18 protein-coding genes are annotated in these 22,289 nt (G+C 67.2%); 8 read left to right on the forward strand and 10 right to left on the reverse strand.

Annotated elements, in window-relative coordinates; translation table 11 throughout:
• Positions 1-123 precede the first annotated feature (123 nt).
• Both ACF8O7_RS22785 and ACF8O7_RS22790 read left to right on the forward strand, forming a co-directional pair.
• On the forward strand, positions 124-801 hold the full coding sequence (locus ACF8O7_RS22785; RefSeq protein WP_016447091.1) for a response regulator: 678 nt from the start codon (positions 124-126) through the stop codon (positions 799-801).
• A gap of 2 nt (positions 802-803) precedes the next feature.
• Positions 804-2,228: a cell wall metabolism sensor histidine kinase WalK gene (locus tag ACF8O7_RS22790; RefSeq protein WP_016447092.1), complete on the forward strand. Its 1,425-nt coding sequence runs from the start codon at positions 804-806 to the stop codon at positions 2,226-2,228.
• Positions 2,229-2,265: 37 nt separating this feature from the next.
• On the opposite strand, the gene ACF8O7_RS22795 is transcribed toward ACF8O7_RS22790, so the two are convergent.
• The 4 genes from ACF8O7_RS22795 to ACF8O7_RS22810 all read right to left on the reverse strand — a co-directional run bounded on the left by ACF8O7_RS22795 (position 2,266) and on the right by ACF8O7_RS22810 (position 7,855).
• Positions 2,266-3,591, reverse strand: coding sequence for a 3-deoxy-D-manno-octulosonic acid transferase (locus ACF8O7_RS22795; RefSeq protein WP_392444373.1), 1,326 nt, complete (start codon positions 3,589-3,591; stop codon positions 2,266-2,268).
• Positions 3,592-3,606: 15 nt separating this feature from the next.
• Complete coding sequence (locus tag ACF8O7_RS22800; RefSeq protein WP_016447094.1) at positions 3,607-4,995, reverse strand: phosphomannomutase/phosphoglucomutase; 1,389 nt, start codon at positions 4,993-4,995, stop codon at positions 3,607-3,609.
• A 167-nt stretch (positions 4,996-5,162) separates the two neighbouring features.
• A complete protein-coding gene (locus tag ACF8O7_RS22805; protein WP_016447095.1) occupies positions 5,163-7,049 on the reverse strand; it encodes a propionate--CoA ligase in 1,887 nt (628 codons plus the stop codon).
• Positions 7,050-7,252: 203 nt separating this feature from the next.
• A complete protein-coding gene (locus ACF8O7_RS22810; protein WP_016447096.1) occupies positions 7,253-7,855 on the reverse strand; it encodes an isochorismatase family protein in 603 nt (200 codons plus the stop codon).
• A 191-nt stretch (positions 7,856-8,046) separates the two neighbouring features.
• Between ACF8O7_RS22810 and ACF8O7_RS22815 the strand changes: the two genes are divergently transcribed.
• From ACF8O7_RS22815 to ACF8O7_RS22825, 3 genes are all read left to right on the forward strand, one after another.
• Positions 8,047-8,682 (forward strand): C40 family peptidase, encoded by a 636-nt coding sequence (locus ACF8O7_RS22815; protein ID WP_016447097.1) that lies wholly within the window; start codon positions 8,047-8,049, stop codon positions 8,680-8,682.
• 167 nt (positions 8,683-8,849) lie between these two features.
• Positions 8,850-9,107 carry a GlsB/YeaQ/YmgE family stress response membrane protein gene (locus ACF8O7_RS22820; protein WP_012205794.1) on the forward strand — a complete coding sequence of 86 codons (258 nt, stop codon included), beginning with the start codon at positions 8,850-8,852 and terminating at the stop codon, positions 9,105-9,107.
• A 75-nt stretch (positions 9,108-9,182) separates the two neighbouring features.
• Complete coding sequence (locus ACF8O7_RS22825; protein ID WP_034365900.1) at positions 9,183-9,854, forward strand: hypothetical protein; 672 nt, start codon at positions 9,183-9,185, stop codon at positions 9,852-9,854.
• A 7-nt stretch (positions 9,855-9,861) separates the two neighbouring features.
• Here the strand turns inward: ACF8O7_RS22825 and yghU are convergent, their stop codons facing one another.
• On the reverse strand, positions 9,862-10,701 hold the full coding sequence (yghU, locus tag ACF8O7_RS22830) for a glutathione-dependent disulfide-bond oxidoreductase (protein ID WP_016447099.1): 840 nt from the start codon (positions 10,699-10,701) through the stop codon (positions 9,862-9,864).
• A 129-nt stretch (positions 10,702-10,830) separates the two neighbouring features.
• Here yghU and ACF8O7_RS22835 point away from each other — a divergent pair, with 129 nt between their 5' ends.
• Positions 10,831-11,322: an EVE domain-containing protein gene (locus ACF8O7_RS22835; RefSeq protein WP_126311421.1), complete on the forward strand. Its 492-nt coding sequence runs from the start codon at positions 10,831-10,833 to the stop codon at positions 11,320-11,322.
• Positions 11,323-11,502: 180 nt separating this feature from the next.
• On the forward strand, positions 11,503-12,528 hold the full coding sequence (locus ACF8O7_RS22840) for an aromatic acid exporter family protein (RefSeq protein ID WP_016447101.1): 1,026 nt from the start codon (positions 11,503-11,505) through the stop codon (positions 12,526-12,528).
• Here ACF8O7_RS22840 and ACF8O7_RS22845 read toward each other — a convergent pair whose 3' ends face one another.
• Both ACF8O7_RS22845 and ACF8O7_RS22850 read right to left on the reverse strand, forming a co-directional pair.
• Positions 12,529-13,767 carry a CynX/NimT family MFS transporter gene (locus tag ACF8O7_RS22845; RefSeq protein ID WP_016447102.1) on the reverse strand — a complete coding sequence of 413 codons (1,239 nt, stop codon included), beginning with the start codon at positions 13,765-13,767 and terminating at the stop codon, positions 12,529-12,531.
• Positions 13,768-14,110: 343 nt separating this feature from the next.
• Complete coding sequence (locus tag ACF8O7_RS22850) at positions 14,111-14,728, reverse strand: LysE family translocator (RefSeq protein ID WP_047327341.1); 618 nt, start codon at positions 14,726-14,728, stop codon at positions 14,111-14,113.
• A 63-nt stretch (positions 14,729-14,791) separates the two neighbouring features.
• Between ACF8O7_RS22850 and ACF8O7_RS22855 the strand changes: the two genes are divergently transcribed.
• Positions 14,792-15,721 carry a LysR family transcriptional regulator gene (locus ACF8O7_RS22855; protein WP_016451704.1) on the forward strand — a complete coding sequence of 310 codons (930 nt, stop codon included), beginning with the start codon at positions 14,792-14,794 and terminating at the stop codon, positions 15,719-15,721.
• A 91-nt stretch (positions 15,722-15,812) separates the two neighbouring features.
• On the opposite strand, the gene lpdA is transcribed toward ACF8O7_RS22855, so the two are convergent.
• Genes lpdA through aceE form a run of 3 tightly spaced genes read right to left on the reverse strand, consistent with a single transcriptional unit; the run spans position 15,813 to position 22,110 of the window.
• Positions 15,813-17,660, reverse strand: coding sequence for a dihydrolipoyl dehydrogenase (gene lpdA, locus ACF8O7_RS22860; protein ID WP_016447105.1), 1,848 nt, complete (start codon positions 17,658-17,660; stop codon positions 15,813-15,815).
• Between the two features lie 15 nt (positions 17,661-17,675).
• Positions 17,676-19,373, reverse strand: coding sequence for a dihydrolipoyllysine-residue acetyltransferase (aceF, locus tag ACF8O7_RS22865; protein ID WP_016447106.1), 1,698 nt, complete (start codon positions 19,371-19,373; stop codon positions 17,676-17,678).
• A 19-nt stretch (positions 19,374-19,392) separates the two neighbouring features.
• Positions 19,393-22,110, reverse strand: coding sequence for a pyruvate dehydrogenase (acetyl-transferring), homodimeric type (gene aceE, locus ACF8O7_RS22870; protein WP_016447107.1), 2,718 nt, complete (start codon positions 22,108-22,110; stop codon positions 19,393-19,395).
• Between the last annotated feature and the right edge of the window lie 179 nt (positions 22,111-22,289).

The raw sequence follows: 22,289 nt of genomic DNA on the forward strand, positions 1-22,289 counted from the left end.
GAAGACCTGCCCCGGCTTTCCTGAAGGGATGCTGAAGCGCATCGTCCCCGCCTTGACCGATACTCGCGGCAGCCCTCCCGCAGGCGCCGGTCCGCGGCATGGGAGCGGCACAGGAAACACACGATGAGACTGCTGCTGGTGGAGGACGATCTGGATCTGGGCAATGGCGTGCGCATCGCATTGGGCGATCACGCCATGGACGTGGTCTGGGTGCGCCGCCTGTCCGATGCGCTGCGCACGCTGGAGCAGCAAAGCTTCGAGATGGTGCTGCTGGACCTGGGCCTGCCCGATGGCGACGGCATCAGCCTGCTGGCGCGCCTGCGCCGCGAATGGCGCCGCCTGCCCGTGCTGATCCTGAGCGCACGCGACAGCCTGCATGACCGGCTGCACGGCCTGGACAGCGGCGCCGATGACTATCTGGTCAAACCCTTTGCCCTTGCCGAACTGGTGTCACGCGTGCGCGCCCTGGCGCGCCGCAGCTATGGGCAGGGCGACGGAACGCTGCATCTGCGCGGCCTGTCGCTGCACGAGCCCACGCGCCGTGTCAGCGTTGCAGGCCAGAACGTCGAGCTGTCCCGCTGCGAATTCGACCTGCTGGCCCTGCTGCTGCGGCGCATGGACCGCGTGGTCACGCGCAGCGGCATCGAGGAGGAAGTCATCCCGGGAGGCAGCGCCAACGGCAGCAATGCGCTGGAGGTCCATGTCTCCAACCTGCGCCGCAAGATCGGGCCGGGCTTCATACGCACGGTGCGCGGCATTGGCTATGTCATCGACTCGCAGCCGATGGCTCCCCTGTCCTGACCATGACATCGCAGACCGTGCAGGGGCAACAGGCCAGCCCGAGATGGCGCCGCTGGCTGCGGCCCACACTGGGCCGGCGGATGCTGCTGGCCCAGATGGGCGTGCTCACCGCGATCTGGACCGCGTTGCTGGTGGCAGCCATCTACATGGCCCACTTCCACAATGAATTGCTGGTCAGCAAGCCTGTCTACGAACTTGTCATGGCAGTGGCCGAGGACCTGGCCGACCTTCCGGACCGCCAGCAGCACAGCCTGGCCGCGCTGGACACGGCCCTGCGCCATGAATACAGCGATGGAGACGACGACATCCGCTTCACGCCCACGCTGCTGGTCTGGCAGCGCGGCCAGCTCCTGTACCGCTCGCCCACGCCGGCACCCACCCTGCGCAACCGCGTGCTGGACACGGTCGAGGACATAGATTTCGAAGGGCAGACCTGGCGCATGAGCACGCTGCGCTCGGCCTCGGGCCAGACCGAAGTCACGCTGATGCTGCCGTCCTTCAAGGAACTGCTGATCACCCTCAACACCCGCAGCTATTACCTGCTGCCGCTGCTGATCAGCCTGCCCTTCCTGGCCTTTCCGGCCTGGTGGTCGGTGCGCGCGGCGCTGCGCCCGCTGCGCCGCGTGGGCGACGAGCTGGCCACACGCGGCCCCGACGACCTCAGCGCGCTCACCTATGCGCCGCCACACGCCGAGCTGCGGCCGCTGGTGCAGGACATCAACGCCCTGCTGGCCCGCGTGCGCTCCAGCAGCGAGCGCGAGCGCAACCTCATCGCCGATGCAGCCCACGAACTGCGCACGCCGCTGGCAGCCATGCACGTCAACGTCGAGGCCCTGCTGCGCCTTGGCAGCGAACCGCGCCAGCAGGAACTCATGGACAGCCTGCTGCGCAGCAACCAGCGCGCCAGCCGCATGGTGGCCCAGCTGCTGCAGCTCATGCGCAGCGAGACCGAAGCGCCCGGCATGGCCATGCAGCCGCTGCGCCTGGACCTGCTGCTGGAAGACCGGCTCGCCGCACTCGACGCCCTGGCCTGCCGCCGCCCGGTGGAACTGGCCCTGGAAGCCAGCGAGCCACTGAGCGTGATGGGCGAACGCGAAGGCCTGGTCTCGCTGATCGACAACCTCGTGGACAACGCCATCAAATACAGCCCCGCCCACGCCACCATCAGCGTGCGCCTGCAGCGCCAGGGCGACCAGGCCGTGCTCCAGGTGCGCGACCGTGGCCCGGGCATTGCCGAGGCCTGGCGCCAGCGTGTCTTCGACCGCTTCTTCCGCGTACCCGACCAGAGCCAAAGCGGCAGCGGCCTGGGCCTGGCCATCGCCAGGACCGTGACCGAGCGGCACGGCGGCAGCATCGAGCTGCTCAGTGCGGAGGATGGAGGGCTGCTGGCGAGTGTGAGCCTGCCCGTGCTGCAGGACGCCGGCTGATCCGGCCTGCGGATACCGCCAGCCGAAAACCCAGTGCTCAGCGCAACGGTTGGGACTGCAACAGCCCGGCCACCGCCTGTGCCGTCGCCTGAGCTGCACCGCGGTGCTGGTCCAGGAAGCTGCGCGCCTGGGCCACGGCATGGGCGTGGGACTGGCGGTCCCCGGCCAGGTCCACGGCCAGGCGCAGCCCGTGCTCCAGGTCGGGTGCGCGCAGCGCGGCGCCGGCCTCGCAGGCCAGGTCCGAGGCCTCGCTGAAGTTGAAGGTGTGCGGCCCCAGCACCACGGGGCAGTCGCAGGCCAGGGCCTCGATGAGGTTCTGGCCACCCAGCGGCGCAAAGCTGCCGCCCATGAGCGTGGCGTCGGCCAGGCCGTAGTACAGGGCCATCTCGCCCAGCGAATCACCCAGCCAGATGTCGATGTCATCCGCCGCAGCTCCGCAGGGCGGACCACCCACCCACTGGCTGCGGCGCGAGACATGCAGGCCGCCGCCAGCCAGCAGCGCCGCCACTTCGTCAAAGCGCTGCGGATGGCGCGGCACGACCAGCCATTGCACGGCCCGGCCCACAGGCCCCAGCGTGCGCAGGGCGGACAGCAGCATGGCCTCCTCGCCCTCCCGGCTGCTGGCCAGCAGCACCACAGGGCGGGACAGGCCGGACTTCCATTGCCGGGCGCGCTCCAGCAGCGCAGCGTCCGGACGCGCATCGAATTTCAGGTTGCCGAGCACGCCGCGCACGGGCGCACCCAGCAGGCGCAGGCGCTGCGCATCGTCCTCGGTCTGCGCCCAGGCGGCGGCCAGGGCGGCATAGGTGGGCCGCGCCAGCGGCGCCACGCGCAGTGCCTGGCCCAGCGATTTGTCGCTGAGCCGCGCATTGGCCAGCGCCAGCGGCACGCCCTCTTCGCGGCAGATGGCGACCAGGTTGGGCCAGACCTCGGTTTCCATGAGCACGCCGACTGCGGGCCTGAACTGCTGCACGAAGCGGCGCACGGCCGCCGGCGTATCCCAGGGCTGCCAGACCTGCAGGTCGCCGGACTGCAGCAGCCGGCGGCCTTCTGTGCGGCCTGTGGCCGTGCCATGGGTCAGCAGCAGGCGCATGCCGGGCAGGCGCTCGCGCAGCGCGGTCAGCAAGATGGCGGCAGCGCGCGTCTCACCCAGCGATACGGCATGAATCCAGATCCACAGGCCGCGTCCGTCCTGCCCCAGCGTGGCCGGCTGGTAGCGGCCAAAGCGCTCGGGAATGTGCTCGGCATAGACGGGCTCGGCCTCGGCGCGGCGCAGCAGCTTGCGTCGCAGCAGCGGCTGCGCCGCCCAGGTCACAGCGCTGTACAGCGCGCGCGCCCAGGACGTGGGAGAGCGGGAAGTCATCGCCTGGCGCGCAAATCAGTGCGCGGCACCGCCAACCTGCGCGCCGGGCTTGACGCGCTCCAGCAGCGCCAGCATCTGCGTCTCGATGCGCGACAGCGCCTCCTGGGTCTGGCCCTCGAAGCGCAGCACCAGCACGGGCGTGGTGTTGCTGGCGCGGATCAGGCCGAAGCCGTCGGCCCAGTCCACGCGCAGGCCGTCGATGGTGCTGACCTGGGCCGGTGCGGCAAAGGTCTCGGCGGCCAGGGCCTGCAGTTCGGCGGCCAGGCGATGGGGCTCGCCCTCGGCGCAGGCCACATTCAGTTCCGGGGTGGAAAAGCTGGTGGGCAGCGCGTTGAGCAAGGCGCTGGGGTCGGCCTCGCGGCTGACGATCTCCAGCAGGCGGCAGCCCGCGTAGGTGCCGTCATCGAAGCCATACCAGCGCTCCTTGAAGAAGATGTGGCCGCTCATCTCGCCGCCCAGCGGCGCGTCCAGTTCCTTCATGCGGGCCTTGACCAGGGAGTGCCCGGTCTTGAACATCACGGGCTCGCCCCCGGCCTCGCGGATGGCGGGCGCCAGGCGCTGCGTGCATTTCACGTCGTAGACGATGCTGCCGCCCGGCACGCGCGAGAGCACGTCCTTGGCGAACAGCATCATCTGGCGGTCGGGGAAGATGTTCTGGCCGTCCTTGGTGACGATGCCCAGGCGGTCGCCGTCACCGTCGAAGGCCAGGCCCAGTTCGGCGTCCGAGGTGCGCAGCGCCTCGATCACGTCGCGCAGGTTCTCGGGCTTGCTGGGGTCGGGATGGTGGTTGGGGAATTCACCGTCCACTTCGGAGAACAGCTCGATCACCTCGCAACCCAGGGCGCGGAAGATGCCGGGCGCCGAGGCACCGGCCACGCCGTTGCCGCAGTCCACCACGATCTTGATGGGGCGCGCCAGCTTCACATCACCCACGATGCGCGCCTGGTAGTCGGCCTGCACATCGGCGCGGCGCACGCTGCCGGTGCCCGTGATCGTCCAGTCATCGCTTTCGACGCGGCGGCGCAGGGCCTGGATTTCCTCGCCGTAGATGGCGCGGCCGGCCAGCACCATCTTGAAACCGTTGTAGTCCTTGGGGTTGTGGCTGCCCGTGACCTGGATGCCCGAGCGCGCCAGCGTGCTGGCTGCGTAGTACAGCATGGGCGTGGTGGCCAGGCCGATGTCGATCACCTCGATGCCGACCTCGGTCAGCCCGGCGATCAGCGCCGCGGACAGCGAGGGTCCCGACAGGCGGCCATCGCGTCCCACGGCCACCACGGTCTCGCCGGCCGCCAGGGCCGCCATGCCGAAGGCGCGGCCCACGCCGAGCGCGACCTCCTCGTTGAGCGTGGACGGCACGATGCCGCGGATGTCATAGGCTTTGAAGATGGAAGATGCGACCTGCACGTCGAAAACGCTTTCTCGTCGGTTGAAAACAGGGCGCCGCAGCCTGGGGACCTGGCCCGGCTGCGGCCCAAGGCGCGATTGTAGGCGCGGCAGGCTTGTAGGCGCGGCAGGCATGGGCGCCGGCGCACATCACCCCGGCTGCAAGCGGTTGCGGCGCGTGCCCTGCCTCACAGCTGCTGCTGCACCTGGGCCAGCGCAGCCGGGTCTTCCATGGTGCTGAGGTCGCCCGGGTCGCGCCCCTCAGCCACGGCCTGCATGGCGCGGCGCAGCAGCTTGCCGCTGCGCGTCTTGGGCAACGCACTGACGAAGACCACGCGCGAGGGCCGGGCCACGGCGCCCAGCCGCGCATCGACCAGCTTCATCACATCGGCCTGCAGAGCCGCGCGCTCGGCCTCGCCCTCCAGCGCCGTGCGCGGCACGGCAAAGGCCAGCGCCACCTGGCCCTTGAGCGTATCGGCCACGCCGACCACGGCGACTTCGGCCACCTGGGGGTGGGCGGAGATGCATTCCTCGATCTCGCGCGTGCCAAGGCGGTGGCCGGCCACGTTGATCACGTCGTCCGTGCGGCCCAGGATGAAGAAGTAGCCGTCCTCGTCGCGAATGCCCCAATCGAAGGTGCTGTAGACCATGCGGCCCGGAATGCTCTTCCAGTAGGTGTTGACGAAGCGCTGATCGTCACGCCAGACGGTCTGCATGCAGCCCGGCGGCAGCGGTCCCTCGATGGCCAGCACGCCCTTTTGCCCGGCGCCGAGCAGTTCTTCGCCCGTGGCCTCGTCGATCAGTTTCACGTCATAGCCATAGACGGCCTTGCCGGGACTGCCGAAGCGCGTGGTCTGCTGCTCCACGCCGTTGCACAGCGTGAGGATGGGCCAGCCGGTCTCGGTCTGCCAGTAGTTGTCGATGATGGGCTTGCCCAGGGCCTGGCTGATCCACTGCGCCGTGGGCTCGTCCAGCGGCTCGCCGGCCAGCCACAGCGCCTTGAGGCTGGAGATATCGTGGCGGTGCAGGTACTCGGCATCGTGCTTCTTGAGCACGCGGATGGCCGTGGGCGCCGAGAACATGTGGGTGACCCGGTACTTCTCCACGATGCTCCACCAGATGCCCGCGTCGGGGCGTATGGGCAGGCCCTCGTAGAGCACGGTGGCCATGCCCGCGATCAGGGGCCCATAGATGATGTAGCTGTGCCCCACGACCCAGCCGATGTCGCTGGTGCAGAAAAAGGTCTGGCCCGCCTCGGCCCCGAAGATCAGCGGCATGCTGGCGGCAAGCGCCACCGTGTAGCCGCCCGTGTCGCGCTGCACGCCCTTGGGGCGCCCCGTGGTGCCGCTGGTGTAGAGCGTGTAGCTGGGGTCGGTGGATTCCACCCAGGTGCAGGCGACCTGGGCGTCGGCGTGCAGCGCACGCAGGCTGGTCCAGTCGTGGTCGCGGCCGGCGCGCATGGGCGCAGGCGCCAGGCCACGGTCCACGATGAGCACGGCCGCTGGCTTGTGGCTGGCCAGTTGCAGGGCCTCGTCCAGCAAAGGCTTGTAGGCCACGACGCGCCCGCCGCGCGAGCCCGCGTCGGCACTGATGATGACCTTGGGCTCGGCATCGTCGATGCGCGAGGCCAGCGCCGCCGACGCAAAGCCGCCGAACACCACCGAATGGATGGCACCCAGCCGCGCACAGGCCAGCATGGCAAAGGCCGCCTCGGCAATCATGGGCATGTAGATCTGGACGCGGTCGCCCTTTTGCACGCCCAGCGACTGCAGCACGGCGGCCATGCGCTGCACCTCGGCATGCAGTTCGCGGTAGGTATAGACCTTCTCGGTGCCGGTCTCGGTGGAGATGGCGATCAGCGCATTCTGGTCGGCGCGCTCGGCCAGGTGCCGGTCCACGGCGTTGTGGCAAAGATTGGTCTGGCCGCCCACGAACCACCTGGCGAACGGCGGGTTGTCATAGTCGCAGATGCGCTGGGGCGGCACATGCCAGTCGATGCGGCCGGCCTGCTCGGCCCAGAAGGCATCGCGCTCCTGGATGGAGCGGCGGTGGAAATCGTCGAAACGCGGGGCCATTGTCTGTCTCCTGTCGTTGTCATGGATTGGCGGCTTCTGAATTCATAATTATTCATAATGCGCTTGCCCAAAGCTGACAAATCCTGCACAGCGACCCGGGCCGGCCCCCTCCGTCCCATTCGTCTTTCATGGCCCCGCCTTGCGACGGGCGTAAAAAAAGGCGCCGTGCAGGCGCCTCGACGGAAAACCATCGCTTCAGCCGCTTACTTGACCAGGGCCAGCAGATCCTTGAAGGCCGGGTGCTCGCAGCTGCGCAGCCACTCGAAGGCCACCATCTCCGTGGTCACCAGTTCGGCACCCGCGCCGGCCAGGCGATCGAAGGCAGCATCGCGGTTGCGCTCGGTGCGCGAGCTGCAGGCATCGGTGACGACCCAGACGTCGAACTCGTCTTCCAGCAGTTCCAGCGCCGTCTGCAGCAGGCAGACATGGGCTTCGCAGCCGGCAATCACCACCATGCTGCGCTCGGGCGCCTGCTGCTGGGGCTTTTGCAGGTGCTTGGGCAGGCTGCGCGCATTGCCGCCCTGGGGACGTGCAGGCGGACGCAGCCACTCGCCCAGTCCTTCGGACACGGCGCTGAAATGCATCTTGGACAGTGTCCTGTCGCACAGCGCGCGCAGTTGGGCATCGTTGGCACCCAGGCGCGAGGGGTTCTGTTCGGTGCCGAACACCGGCACTTCCACCAGATGCGCCAGACGAGCCAGTTTCACGGCATTGGCCAGGACTGCCGGGCCCTCGAAGATGGCCGGCATCAGGCGCTCCTGGTAATCGACGAGTACAAGCTGGGAGTCGGAGGCTTCAAGCAGCATGGCGGATCTTTCTTGGAATACGAGGCGGCGCGGGCCGCCCTTCTTATCGGAAAACAGGACAGCCCGCTATTGTCGCAGCTTGGGGGCCATCACCGCCGGGCGCCGGCGATTCCTGAGGTGGCTCAAAAACCCGGGCCTTCGGGGGTCTTATCGAATTTGTCCTACGTTTTTGCGTGGTAATCTCGCGCCCCATGTCCCGATGGCTTATCGCACTCCTGTTCGTCAGCGCCACTGCACACGCGGCTCCGCCCGAGCTGCGTGACGACGATATGAACCAGCTGCTGGTCAACCGCAGCCTCATCTCGCAGCTGCGCGAAGCCCGCCACCACATGGCGGAGCGCACTTCCGACTTCGTCAAGGAAGCACGACAGAGCGTCGCCGAAAAGACCTCCGATCTGGTCGTGACCGCCATGGGCTTCATCGGCGTTCCCTACCGTCGCGGCGGCAACAGCGCCGAGACCGGCTTCGACTGCAGCGGCTTTGTCCGTGCCATCTACTCCGAGACCCTGGGCAAGGTCCTGCCGCGTCGCGCTGACCAGCAGGCACAGGCCACGGAAAAAATCGACAAGAACGAACTCAAGCCCGGCGATCTGGTGTTCTTCAACACCATGCGCCGCGCCTTCAGCCACGTCGGCATCTATGTCGGCGACGGCAACTTCATTCATGCCCCCCGCACCGGTGCACAGGTGCGCGTGGAAAGCATGCAAAGCGCCTACTGGGCCCGCCGCTTCGATGGCGCCCGTCGCGTGCAGGACTCCGACGGCCTGGGCCTGGATGCCAGCAAGGCTGCCTTGGCCATGCAGATGCAGGCAAGCCAGCTGCAGTAACCACGGCGGGCTGTCTGCCCTCCCCCAGTCCAGGCGCCTGCAGATGCAGGCGTTTTGTTTTTCAGGGCACTGCACTGCCTTCGTCCCAGGTTGAGACGCTGTCCGACAGGGCCGGCATGCGCCGGGCCCTAGAGTCGCGGCATGGAAGCTTCAGTTCGGAGAAAAGCATGATGTCCTTGATTGGCACCCTCATCGTTGGCCTGGTCGTTGGCCTGCTGGCGCGCGCACTCAAACCCGGCGACGACAGCCTTGGCTGGATCATGACCATCCTGCTTGGTGTGGCAGGATCGTTTCTTGCCAGCTATGTCGGTGTCGCCATGGGCTGGTATGAAGCCGGGCAGCCCGCTGGCTGGATCGCCTCCATCGTTGGCGCCATCGTCATCCTCTTCATCTACAGCCTGGTGCGCAGCAAGAGCGCACGCTGACCGCACCGGCGCCAGCCGCCTCCTCCGGCTGGCGCATTCTCCTGATCGACATCTGCCCCGGACCCACTGGCACGCATGATCTTTCGCACATCGGACAAGACCCCTCCCCCTCCACCACCGCGCCACGATGTGGCGCAGGCCGCAGAGAGCGCGCGCAAGCTGTTGCACCGGCGTGCGCTGGTGGGAGCCGCAGCCAGCAGCCTGCCGATCCCGGGGCTGGACTGGCTGGTTGACGCAGCCCTGCTGGCGCGCCTGCTGCCGCGCATCAACCGTGAGTTCGGCCTCACGCCCGAACAGCTGGACAGGCTGGACCCCGGCAAGCGCGAGCAGGTGCAAAAGGCCGTGGCCATGGTCGGCTCGGTACTGATCGGCAAGCTGATCACGCGCGACATGGTGGTGCGCCTGGCACGCGCTGCCGGCATGCGCATGACGGCAACCCAAGCGGCAAAGTACGTGCCGCTGGCCGGCCAGGCTGCAGCGGCCGCGCTGGGTTACGCCACGCTGCGCTACCTGGGAGAGCGCCACATCCAGGACTGCATTCGCGTGGTCGAGCAGGCGGAGCTCGACATTCCCTCGCATCTGCCCACGCAGCTGGAACGCACGGCCCGCAAGGTCGAGCAGACCGACAAGCAATTGCATGAGCACGGCAAAAGCAAGGGCGAGGGCGAGCCCGGGGCCGAGCCATCCGGCAAGCGCCCGCGCTTTTGGCGCCAGCCGGACCGCGGCCCCTGGGGCCGCTCCCAGTAAATGGCGATCAGCCCAGGTCCGAGGCGCGGTGGCGCTCCGGCACCTGGGTGGCCTCGTCTCCCCAGGTGCGATTGACGCGGCGGCCGCGCACCACCGCCGGCCGTTGGGCAATCTCGCGGGCCCAGCGCATCACATGCGTGTACTCATGGGCCGCCAGGAACTCGGCCGCGCCGTACACCTCGTTGAGCACCAGTGCGCCATACCAGGGCCAGATGGCGATGTCGGCAATGCTGTAGTGCTCTCCCGCAATGAAGGCGTGCTCGGCCAGCTGGCGATTGAGCACGTCCAGCTGGCGCTTGGTTTCCATGGTGAACCGGTTGATCGGGTACTCGAATTTTTCGGGAGCATAGGCATAGAAATGACCGAAGCCGCCGCCCAGGTAAGGCGCCGATCCCATCTGCCAGAACAGCCAGTTCAGCGTCTCGGTGCGTGCAGCGGGTTCGGCAGGCAGCAGCGCGCCAAACTTCTCGGCCAGGTACAGCAGGATAGAGCCCGACTCGAACACGCGCACCGGCGGCTCCACGCTGCGGTCCACCAGCGCGGGAATCTTGGAATTGGGGTTGACCTCGACAAAGCCACTGGAGAACTGGTCGCCATCGCTGATGCGGATCAGCCAGGCGTCGTACTCGGCGCCGCCATGGCCCAGCGCCAGCAGCTCCTCCAGCATGATGGTGACCTTCACGCCGTTGGGCGTGGCCAGCGAATACAGCTGCAGAGGCTGCTGCCCCACCGGCAGTGTCTTGTCGTGGGTCGGCCCGGCGACCGGGCGGTTGATGTTGGCGAAGGTGCCGCCCGAGGGCGCAGGCTGCCATACGGCGGGCGGGACATAGGTGGAGCGGTCGGACATGCAGGATTCCTGTGGTTCGCGGGCATGGGAAAGGCGCCCGGCTGAAGGCCATTGTCCAGCCCCTGACACACTCCTGCCGCCGCGCGCAGAACGCCGCCACGGCGTCCGGGGATTTGCCACAATCGTTGCATGACTGCAGCCCCCACACCCTCCGCCCGCCAGTTCTGGCTCATGAAGAACGAGCCCGACGAATACTCCATAGATCATGCGCTGGCCGCGCCACAGGCCACCATTGCCTGGGACGGGGTGCGCAACTACCAGGCGCGCAACTTCATGCGCGATGCCATGCAGGTCGGCGACGGGGTGCTGTACTGGCATTCCAGCTGCGCCGAGCCCGGCATCTACGGCATCGCCCGCATTGCAGGCAACCTGCGCACCGACGCCTCGCAGTTCGACCCGGCCAGCCCGTACTACGACCCCAATTCTTCTCCCGACAAGCCGCGCTGGCTCACGCTGGACGTGCAGGCGCTGCGCAAGACACGCACGCTGCAGATTGCCGAGCTGCGCGCGCATCCTGAACTGGCGCAGATGCGTGTGCTGCAAAAGGGCAATCGGCTGTCGATCACGCCGGTCACGCCCGAGGAATGGAGCTTCATCGAAGGCCTGCTCAGGCACGGCTGAACACGCCTCGCACGGGCTGCTTTCTTACAAGCAAGAAGCCTCTTTCCTGCACTCCTGCCCTGCATCGGCCGCTATGCTTTTGGGCATTTGCGAACCTGGATTTCGCAAGCTGGAGGGACCATCTTCGTGCGCTGGCGAAAATCAAAAGCAAAAACAACCACTGGACCACTCAAGAGCGGCATGGCCGCGGCGCCAGGCCGCCTGCGGCTGGCGCTGCGCGATGCCATCGCCGCCTCGCTGGGCGCCATGCTGGCCTGGGAACTGTCCCACTACCTGCTGGGCCACCCCAGACCCGTCTTTGCCGCCGTCACCGCCCTGGTCTGCCTGGCGCCCGGCCTGCCCAGCCATCTCAAGCAAACCTGGGGCCTGGTGCTGGGCTGCGCCATCGGCATCATCGTCGGCGAACTGGCCTGGCTGCTGCCCGACACCATTCCCCTGCTGCGGCTGAGCCTGGCCTCGCTGGTCGCGCTGTCGCTGGCCGCCATGCTGGGGCAGCCGCCTGTGGTTCCGATACAGGCCGGCGTTTCCGTGGTGCTGGTCCTCAGCATGGGGCCCAGCGCGGCGGGCGAAACCCGGCTGGTCGACGTGCTGGTCGGCGCAGGCGTGGGCCTGATGTTCAGCCAGGTCATCTTCACGGCCAATCCGCTGCGTGCCGTATCACGTTCGGCAAGCGCGTTGCTGGGCCAGCTGGCCGACGGGCTGGACGCCACGCTGCGTGCCACCGCCACCCACGACACACCCGACGCCACCGTGGCACTGGGCCAGCTCACGCGCAGCAGCGATGCGCTGAGCGCGCTGCGCACCGCCATGGCGGAGGCGCAAAGCGCCAGCCGCTGGTCCGTGCGCGGACGCCTGGGTGGCGCGGCACTGCAGACCGTCACGGCGCGCTACGACCGCCATGCCGTGCGCCTGTACGCCAGCGCGCTGCTGCTGGGCGAAAGCCTGGTGCGCGGAATGTCGCATGACAGCGGCCTCATGCCGCGCGCCATCGTCCTGCACTGTGAATGGCTGATCGAAGCCTGCCGGCAACTGGCCGCCAATGGCAACGTGGTGGCCCTGCAGCCCGACGACGCCCTGGCCAGGTTGGCCGCCTCGGCCCCCCAGGCGCCCACCCAACCGCTGCCTGAGGCCTGGCTGCCCGCGCTGGACCACGCACGACAGATGGAAGAGGCCCTGAAGGCGCTCACAGGTTCGCGCGACGCGTGATCAGGCGGCAGCGCGTTCGCGCTGCCTTGCAGGCGCCGCGCTGATGCGCGCAATGGCGCCGGCCAGCCACCAGCCGATGGCGCACATGGCCGCCGTCACCACCCAGGTCCACTGCCATCCGCCCGCCTGCACTGCCACGGCCGCCACCAGAGGCGGCCCTGCAAACTGGCCCACGCTGGACCATTGCTGCATGAAGCCCACCGTGGTCGAAACAGTGGACTCATCGGGGGCAAGCCGCACGGCCATGGAAAACAGCGTGCCCGGAATCAGTCCCCCCGCTGCCGAGAACACAACTACCGCAGCAAATCGCAGCCACAAAGGTGCCAACGGCTGGCCTTGCCATTGCACATAGGCCAGCAGCGCGCACAACGCCATGCAGCCGAAGCCCAGGCGCAGCGCCCGCGATGCGCTCCAGCCGCCTTGCAGCAGACGGCCCGATGCCACATTGCCCACCATGTTGGCCAGCGCCACCACGGCCGTCAGCGTGCCCGACAACGCCGCTCCCAGGCCCGCCTCGGCATAGACCGTGGGAAGAAAGCCGATGACGGCCATCCACTGTCCCGAATACACGGCAAAGCCCAGCGCCACGCACCAGGGGCCAGGGCTGCGCAAAGTCAGCGCCAGGCGCGGACGCCACCCCCCGCCAGCCGCCGAGGTGCCAACGGGTGCCTTCGGGCCGTCTGCCGGCACGCCGTACCACACGGCGGCGCAAGCCAGGGCAGAGACCAGCCCCAGAAGCAGCCACCACAGCGGCCAGGAAGCCCAGGCCATCACCCAGGGACCCAGCAGCAAGCCGATGGCACTGCCCAGCGGCATGTAGGTGCCCCACCAGCCCATGCGCGCGCTCAGATCGTGCGGCGCCACGCAGCGGCGAATCAGGCCTGGCCCCGGCATGGCGACCAGCAGAAAGCCCAGTCCTTCCACGGCGCGCAGGGCCAGCAACGGTGCAAAACCCGTGGCGATGGCGCCCAGGGCGCTGGCACCCGCCATCAACAGCAGGCCCGCCAGCATGCTGCGCCGCAGTCCCCAGCGGTCAGCCCCCAGGCCCACCACCAGGCCCAGCAGCATGCCGGCCACCTGCACGGTGGAAAGCAGAAAGCCGGCCTGCAGCAGGGACACGCCCAGCTGCTGCTGCAGCACCGGCACGGCCGGCGGCAGCTTGCCTACATGCAGGGCCGCGCTGACGCCGGCCATCACGACGATCCATGAGGGATGCACCCCCTGCCTTGTTGTTTCCATTGGATGCGGTTTCCTGGGGGCACATGCCGTGCGCCCTGTGGGTGATGTGTGAAGTATCGAAAGCATAGGCCAAGCGGCGCCCGCAAGCAGCGCCCCTGGCATCTGCCCACCAACCGGCTTGCGGCAGCGGGCATCGGCAGCGCATTCGACATAGCCCGTGGCACTGGAACGCCCAGGTGAGGCGCTCCAGCTGCGCGGCCAGGCATTTCCGCTGCCCCAGAAACAGCTTGGCCTGCGAGGCACCCCATGGCACCTCGCAGGCCTTGCATGCCGGGCAGAGGCCGCATGCGCTGCGGCCTTTCGCCCGTCCTCCCCCACCGATTCCTGTCAGGCCTTCATGGCATCACAGCCTCAGCTTGGCACTGGCCAGCAACACACCGAAGCCCACCAACATGCCGCCAAAGGCCCGGTCTATCCAGTGCCGTACGGCCAGCAGCCGGGCACGAACCCGCTGCGCGGAAAAGCACAGCGCCACGATGCAAAACCAACCCACATGGGCCAGCGAGATGAACCCGCCGTACGCCAGTTGCGTGGCCAGCGATGTGTCCTGCCCCACGATCTGCAGGAACAGGCTCACCACAAACACCGTGGTCTTGGGATTGAGCGCATTCGTCAGAAAGCCCGTGCGCAGCGCCGCCATGTCGGACAGTACGGCAGCCGGGTGGCTGGCCATTTCTCCGTCCGGCCGGCTGCGCAGCATGGTCACGCCCAGATAGATCAGATAGGCTGCACCCAGCAGCTTGACCACATCGAACAGCCAGGTGGCCTGCTGCATCAGCAACCCCACCCCAAGCAAGGTATAGCTGACATGGACCAGCACGCCCAGGCCTATGCCCAGCGCCGTGAGCATGCCCGCGCGGCGCGAGCGCAGCAGGCTGTTGCGCGTGACCATGGCGAAATCCGCCCCGGGGCTGATCACGGCCAGCAAGGTAATGGTGACTACAGCTATCCATTCGGTCATGCATTCTCCGTTCGACTCAGTGCAACGCGGGATAGTATTGGCCTTCCATAAAAATACATAACGATGTTTTCTGACACAGTTAGTGAACTCAATTCACAGACTCCCAGCAAGCGGCTGCCGTCGTTGCAGGCCCTGCGCTGCTTCGAAGCAGCCGCCCGACGGGAGAACTTCAGCAAGGCGGCTGAAGAGTTGCATCTGACCCACGGCGCCATCAGCCGGGCCGTGCGCCTGCTGGAAGACGATCTGGGCGTGACCCTGTTTGACCGCCGCAGCCGCCGCGTCTTCCTGACCGACGCTGGGCGCCATCTCGCACAGGCCGTGCATGAAGGCCTGGAGCGCATGCGCCAGGCGACGCAGGAGTTGCGCGCACGCGCGCGGCATGCGCGCCGCTGGGTGCTGTCCTGCGAACCCACCTTGCTGATGCGCTGGCTGATTCCGCGCTGGCCACAGTTCCAGCAAATGCATCCCGAGCTGCAACTGCACCTGGTGGCCGGCGGCGGCCCGTTCTCGTTTGCGGACGGGATCGACCTGGCCATACGGCGCGACGATTTCGCCCTTCCCGCAGGCTGCCATGCCGAAACGCTGTTCGCAGAGCGCATAGGCCCGGTCTGCCGGCCCGATCGCCTGGCGCAATGGTGCGACCGCCCCGCGCAAGAGCACACGCCCAGGCTGCGCGCCGATGCGCCCTTGCTGCAAAGCCGCACGCGCCCCGGCGCCTGGGCCACCTGGGCCGAGTACAGCGGCCAGCCCCAGCCCTCGGGACCGCAGCTGCAGTTCGAACATTTCTATTTCACGCTCCAGGCTGCCGTGGCCGGAATGGGCGTGGCCATAGGCCCCTGGCAACTGGTGCGCGACGACATTGCCAGCGGCGTGCTGGCGGCGCCCATGGGCTTTGTGGAGGATGGATCGCGCTATTGCCTGCTGTCCCCTGCCCCGCCTGCACCGAATGGCGTGCACGCGCAGTTACTGCAGTGGCTGCGCTCCCAGGCCTGAGCCGGCCTGCGACCCGTACTACCCCCCAAAGCACAAAGGCAGCCGAAGCTGCCTTTGTGTCCTTGCCCGTTCCGAAGGCCGGGCGTTGCGCTTACTTGCGCTGCGGCGGCAGGTCCGTGCAGGAGCCGTGCGCCACCTCGGCCGCCATGCCCAGGCTCTCGCCCAGCGTGGGGTGAGGATGGATGGTCTTGCCGATGTCCACGGCGTCGGCACCCATTTCAATGGCCAGCGCGATCTCGCCGATCATGTCGCCCGCATGCGTGCCGACGATGCCGCCGCCCAGGATGCGGCCATGGCCATGCGCCTCGGGGCTGTCGTCGAACAGCAGCTTGGTGACGCCTTCGTCGCGGCCATTGGCAATGGCGCGGCCCGATGCCGTCCAGGGGAAGACCCCCTTCTTGACCTTGATGCCCTGGGCCTTGGCCTGGTCCTCGGTCAGGCCCACCCACGCCACTTCCGGGTCGGTGTAGGCCACGCTGGGGATCACGCGGGCATTGAAGGCGCTGGCGGCCAGCTCCTTGTTGCCCTGCAGTTCACCGGCGATGACTTCGGCGGCCACATGGGCCTCGTGCACGGCCTTGTGCGCCAGCATGGGCTGGCCCACCACGTCGCCGATGGCGAAGATGTGGGGCACGTTGGTGCGCATCTGGATGTCGACTTCGATGAAACCGCGGTCCGTGACGGCCACGCCGGCCTTCTCGGCGGCGATCTTCTTGCCGTTGGGCGTGCGGCCCACGGCCTGCAGCACCAGGTCGTAGACCTGAGGCTCGGGCACGGTGATGCCGTCCTTGGCGGGCGCGAAGCTGACCTTGATGCCTTCGGGCGTGGCTTCGGCACCCACGGTCTTGGTGTTGACCATGATGTTGTCGAAGCGCGGCGCGTTCATCTTCTGCCAGACCTTGACCAGGTCGCGGTCGGCGCCCTGCATGAGGCCGTCCATCATCTCCACCACGTCCAGGCGTGCGCCCAGCGTGGAGTAGACGGTGCCCATTTCCAGGCCGATGATGCCGCCACCCAGGATCAGCATGCGTTTGGGCACGCTGGCCAGGTCCAGCGCGCCGGTGGAGTCCACCACACGCGGGTCCTTGGGCATGAAGGGCAGGTGCACGGCCTGGCTGCCGGCGGCAATGATGGCGCGCTTGAACTGCACGATCTTCTTGCTGCCGGTCTTTTCCTGGCCGTCGCCCGTGGTCTCTTCCACCTCAAGGTGATTGGCACCGACGAAGTTGCCGTAGCCGCGCACCACGGTGACCTTGCGCATCTTGGCCATCTGGCCCAGGCCGCCGGTCAGCTTGCCGATGACCTTGTCCTTGTGTCCGCGCAACTGGTCGATGTTGACCTCGGGCGCGCCGAACTTGACGCCTGCCACTTCCAGGTGCTTGACCTCGTCCACGACGGCCGCCACGTGCAGCAGCGCCTTCGAGGGAATGCAGCCCACGTTCAGGCAGACGCCGCCGAGGGTCTTGTAGCGCTCGACGATGACCACGTTCAGGCCCAGGTCGGCTGCGCGGAAGGCGGCAGAGTAGCCGCCAGGGCCACCGCCGAGCACGACCACGTCGCAGTCATAGTCGGCCGCGCCACCAGCGTAGCTTGCTGCCGCAGGAGCGGGGACCGGGGCCGCTGGAGCCGGCACGGCAGGTGCCGCGGCGCTGGCGGCTGCAGGAGCCGCAGCGGCAGCCTGGGGCGCAGTGGCCGCCTCGCCGGCAGCCTCCAGCGTCAGGACCACGGAGCCCTCGGCGACCTTGTCGCCGAGCTGCACCTTGAGTTCCTTGACCACGCCGGCATGGCTGGAAGGAATCTCCATGGAGGCCTTGTCGGACTCCACGGTGATCAGAGACTGATCCTTGGCGACGGTGTCACCGGGCTGGACCAGCAGTTCGATCACGCCCACTTCGGCGAAGTCGCCGATGTCGGGCACCTTGATGTCGATGATTGCCATGTGTCGGGCCTCCGTTTACAGCAGGATGCGGCGGTAGTCCGCCAGCACCTGACCCAGGTAGGCGTTGAAGCGCGCGGCCGAGGCACCGTCGATGACGCGGTGGTCATAGGACAGCGACAGCGGCAGCGTCAGGCGCGGCACGAACTGCTTGCCGTCCCACACGGGCTTCATCTGGCCCTTGGACAGGCCGAGGATGGCCACTTCCGGGGCGTTGATGATGGGGGTGAAGTTCGTGCCGCCGATGCCGCCCAGCGACGAGATCGAGAAGCAGCCGCCCTGCATGTCGGCAGCGCCGAGCTTGCCGTCGCGGGCCTTCTTGGCCAGCTCGCCCATTTCCTGGCTGATCTGCAGGATGCCCTTCTTGTCGGCATCGCGCAGCACGGGCACCACCAGGCCATTGGGCGTGTCTGCCGCGAAGCCGATGTGGAAGTACTGCTTGTAGACCAGGGTGTCGCCGTCCAGCGAGGCGTTGAACTCCGGGAACTTCTTGAGCGCCGCGACCACCGCCTTGATCACGAAGGCCAGCATGGTCACCTTGACGCCGCTCTTCTCGTTCTCCTTGTTGGTGGAGACGCGGAAAGCTTCCAGGTCGGTGATGTCGGCCTCGTCGTTGTTGGTGACGTGGGGGATCATGACCCAGTTGCGCGACAGGTTGGCGCCGCTGATCTTCTTGATGCGCGACAGGTCCTTGCGCTCGACCGGGCCGAACTTGGCGAAGTCCACCTTGGGCCAGGGCAGCAGGTCCAGGCCGGCGCCGCCGCCGGAGCCGCCCTTGGGAGCCGCCGCAGCCTGGGCCTTGGTCTGCACGGCACCGGCCATGACGGACTTGGTGAAAGCCTGGATGTCGTCGGCCGTGATGCGGCCCTTGTTGCCCGAGCCCTTGACCTCGTCCAGCGGCACACCCAGTTCGCGGGCGAACTTGCGCACGGAGGGCGATGCATGGGGCAGCTTGCCGGTGGGCGCCACGGTGGGGTTGTGTGCAGGTGCAGCGGCAGGAGCCGATGCTGCAGCGGCAGCCACCGGAGCTGCAGCGGCCGGGGCAGCAGTTGCCGGTGCAGGGGCTGCAGCAGCAGGTGCCGGGGCCGCAGCCTGGGCTGCAGGCGCGGCAGCGCCCTGCACGCTCATCTGGCCGACCACGTCGCCCACATTGACCGTGTCGCCGATCTTGAGCGTCAGCGCCGTGATGGTGCCCGCTGCGGGCGAGGGGATCTCCATCGAGGCCTTGTCGGATTCGACGGTGAACAGCGATTGCTCTGCCGTCACGGTGTCGCCGACCTTGACCAGCATCTCGATCACGGCCACGTCCTTGAAGTCGCCGATGTCGGGAATCTTGATATCGATCTGCGTGGCGGCGCCCGAGGCCGCAGGCGCGGCAGCGGGAGCAGCGGCCGGCGCAGGCGCAGATGCAGGCGCAGCAGATGCAGGCGCAGCCACGGGAGCCGGGGCAGCAGCTGCCGGTGCCGGTGCCGCAGCGTCTGCGGTCTCGATCACGGCAATGATGCTGCCTTGCTTGACCTTGTCGCCCAGGTTCACGCGCAGCTCCTTGAGCACGCCGGCGTGGCTGGACGGAATCTCCATCGATGCCTTGTCGGACTCGACGGTGATCAGCGATTGCTCGGCCTTGATCTGGTCGCCGGCCTTGACCAGCACTTCGATCACACCGACTTCATCGAAATCGCCGATGTCCGGAACTTGAATGTCTACCAATGCCATAGGTGTCTCCCGTTCTTACTCAGGCGTGCAGCGGGTTGATCTTGTCGGCCTTGATGCCGTACTTGGCGATCGCCTCGGCCACGGTGGTGGCGTTGATCTTGCCTTCTTCGGCCAGCGCGCGCAGTGCGGCGACCACGATGTAGTGGCGGTCCACCTCGAAGTGCTCGCGCAGCTTGCGGCGGAAGTCCGAACGGCCGAAGCCGTCGGTGCCCAGCACCTTGTAGGTGCGGCCCTTGGGCATGTAGGGGCGGATCTGCTCGGCGTAGGCCTTCATGTAGTCGGTGGATGCGATCACCGGACCATTGTGCGACTGCAGCTGCTGCGTGACGAAGGGCACCTTCTGCGTTTCCAGCGGATGCAGCAGGTTCCAGCGGTCGGCTTCCTGGCCGTCGCGGGTGAGTTCGTTGAAGCTGGGGCAGCTCCACACGTCGGCGGCAATGCCCCAGTCGGCCAGCAGCAGTTCCTGGGCGAAGAAGGATTCGCGCAGGATGGTGCCCGATCCCAGCAGCTGCACGCGCAGGCCGCTTTCCGGCACCTTCTGGCCGGGCTTGCACAGGTACATGCCCTTGATGATCTGCTGCTCGGTGCCGGGCGTGAGGCCGGGCATGGCGTAGTTCTCGTTGAGCAGCGTGATGTAGTAGAAGACGTTTTCCTGCTCCTGCACCATGCGGCGCAGGCCGTCCTGCATGATCACGGCGACTTCGTGGGCGAAGGTCGGGTCGTAGCTCACGCAGTTGGGAATGGTGTTGGCCAGGATGTGGCTGTGGCCGTCTTCGTGCTGCAGGCCTTCGCCGTTCAGCGTGGTGCGGCCCGAGGTGCCGCCCAGCAGGAAGCCGCGCGCCTGCATGTCGCCGGCCGCCCAGGCCAGGTCACCGATGCGCTGGAAGCCGAACATCGAGTAGTACACATAGAACGGGATCATGATCCGGTTGCTCGTGCTGTAGCTCGTGGCTGCCGCGATCCAGCTGCTCATGCCGCCGGCTTCGTTGATGCCTTCCTGCAGGATCTGGCCGGCCTTGTCCTCGCGGTAGTACATCACCTGGTCCTTGTCGACCGGGGTGTACTGCTGTCCAGCGGGGTTGTAGATGCCGATCTGGCGGAACAGGCCTTCCATGCCGAAGGTACGTGCCTCGTCCACCAGGATGGGCACGACACGCGGGCCGATTTCCTTGTCGCGCAGCAGCTGCGTCAGGAAACGCACATAGGCCTGCGTGGTCGAGATCTCACGGCCTTCGGGCGTGGCTTCGAGGATGGCCTTGAAGGTGTCCAGCGCAGGCGCCGTGAACTGCTCGCTGGCCTTGACGCGGCGGTGCGGCAGGTAGCCGCCCAGGGCCTTGCGGCGCTCGTGCAGGTAGCGCATTTCCGGCGTGTCGTCAGCCGGCTTGTAGAAAGGCAGGTCGGCGATCTGGCTGTCGGGAATCGGGATGTTGAAGCGGTCGCGGAAGGCCTTGATGTCCTCGTCGCCCAGCTTCTTGGTCTGGTGAACGGTGTTCTTGCCTTCACCGATCTTGCCCATGCCGAAGCCCTTGACGGTCTTGACCAGCAGCACGGTGGGCTGGCCCTTGTGCGAATTGGCCGCATGGAAGGCCGCATAGACCTTCTGCGAATCGTGGCCGCCGCGGCGCAGGTTCCAGATCTCGTCGTCGCTCATGTGCTCGACCATCTTCAGCGCGCGCGGATCGCGGCCGAAGAAGTTCTTGCGCACGTAGGCGCCGTCATTGGCTTTGAACGACTGGTAGTCGCCGTCGTTGCACTCGGCCATGATCTTCTTGAGCACGCCGTCCTTGTCCTTGGCCAGCAGCTCGTCCCAGCCCTTGCCCCACAGCAGCTTGATGACGTTCCAGCCGGAGCCGCGGAACTCGCCCTCGAGTTCCTGGATGATCTTGCCGTTGCCGCGCACCGGACCGTCCAGGCGCTGCAGGTTGCAGTTGATCACGAAGATCAGGTTGTCCAGCTTTTCGCGGGCGGCCAGGGAGATCGCACCCAGCGACTCGACCTCGTCCATTTCCCCGTCGCCGCAGAAGACCCAGACCTTGCGGTTTTCGGTGTCGGCAATGCCGCGGGCGTGCAGGTACTTGAGGAAGCGCGCCTGGTAGATGGCCATCAGCGGGCCCAGGCCCATGGACACCGTGGGGAACTGCCAGAACTCGGGCATCAGCTTGGGGTGCGGGTAGCTGGACAGGCCCTTGCCGTCCACTTCCTGGCGGAAGTTCAGCAGCTGCTCTTCGGAGATGCGGCCTTCCAGATAGGCGCGGGCATAGATGCCGGGCGAGACGTGGCCCTGGATGTACAGGCAGTCGCCACCGTGGTTTTCGTTTTCGGCGTGCCAGAAGTGGTTGAAGCCGGCCGCAAACATGTTGGCCAGCGAAGCGAAGGAGCCGATGTGGCCACCCAGGTCACCGCCTTCGGGTGGGTGCAGGCGGTTGGCCTTGACCACCATGGCCATGGCGTTCCAGCGCATGTAGGCGCGCAGGCGGCCTTCGATTTCCAGGTTGCCGGGACAGCGCGCTTCCTGCGAGGCCTCGATGGTGTTCACGTAGCCGGTGTTGGCCGAGAAGGGCATGTCCACGCTGTTCTGGCGTGCATGTTCGAGCAGGTCCTCGATCAGCTTGTGCGCATATTCGGCGCCTTCACGGTCGATGACGGCCGACAGTGCGTCCATCCATTCGCGCGATTCTTGTTGGTCCAGGCCGGCGGGAACGCCTGCATTGCCTTGCGGGTCAGTCTGAGCTGTCATGGGAATGTCTCCTTGCAGAAGGTAGCGTCTTGGGGTCGAACCAGTGAGCGGCGCAGCGCGCCATCGCAGGCGGGTAGTTCACCACGCCTTGCGCGGCACAGACCCTGTCTGGCGAACTTGAAGATACCGATTCACTGCCTCAATGCTCGGCGAGTGTCGCATACTTTTTTCGAATTTCA

Origin of the sequence: Delftia sp. WSY_16 (genome assembly GCF_043104415.1) — a bacterium.
GTDB classification, from domain to species: Bacteria; Pseudomonadota; Gammaproteobacteria; order Burkholderiales; family Burkholderiaceae_C; genus Comamonas; species Comamonas tsuruhatensis.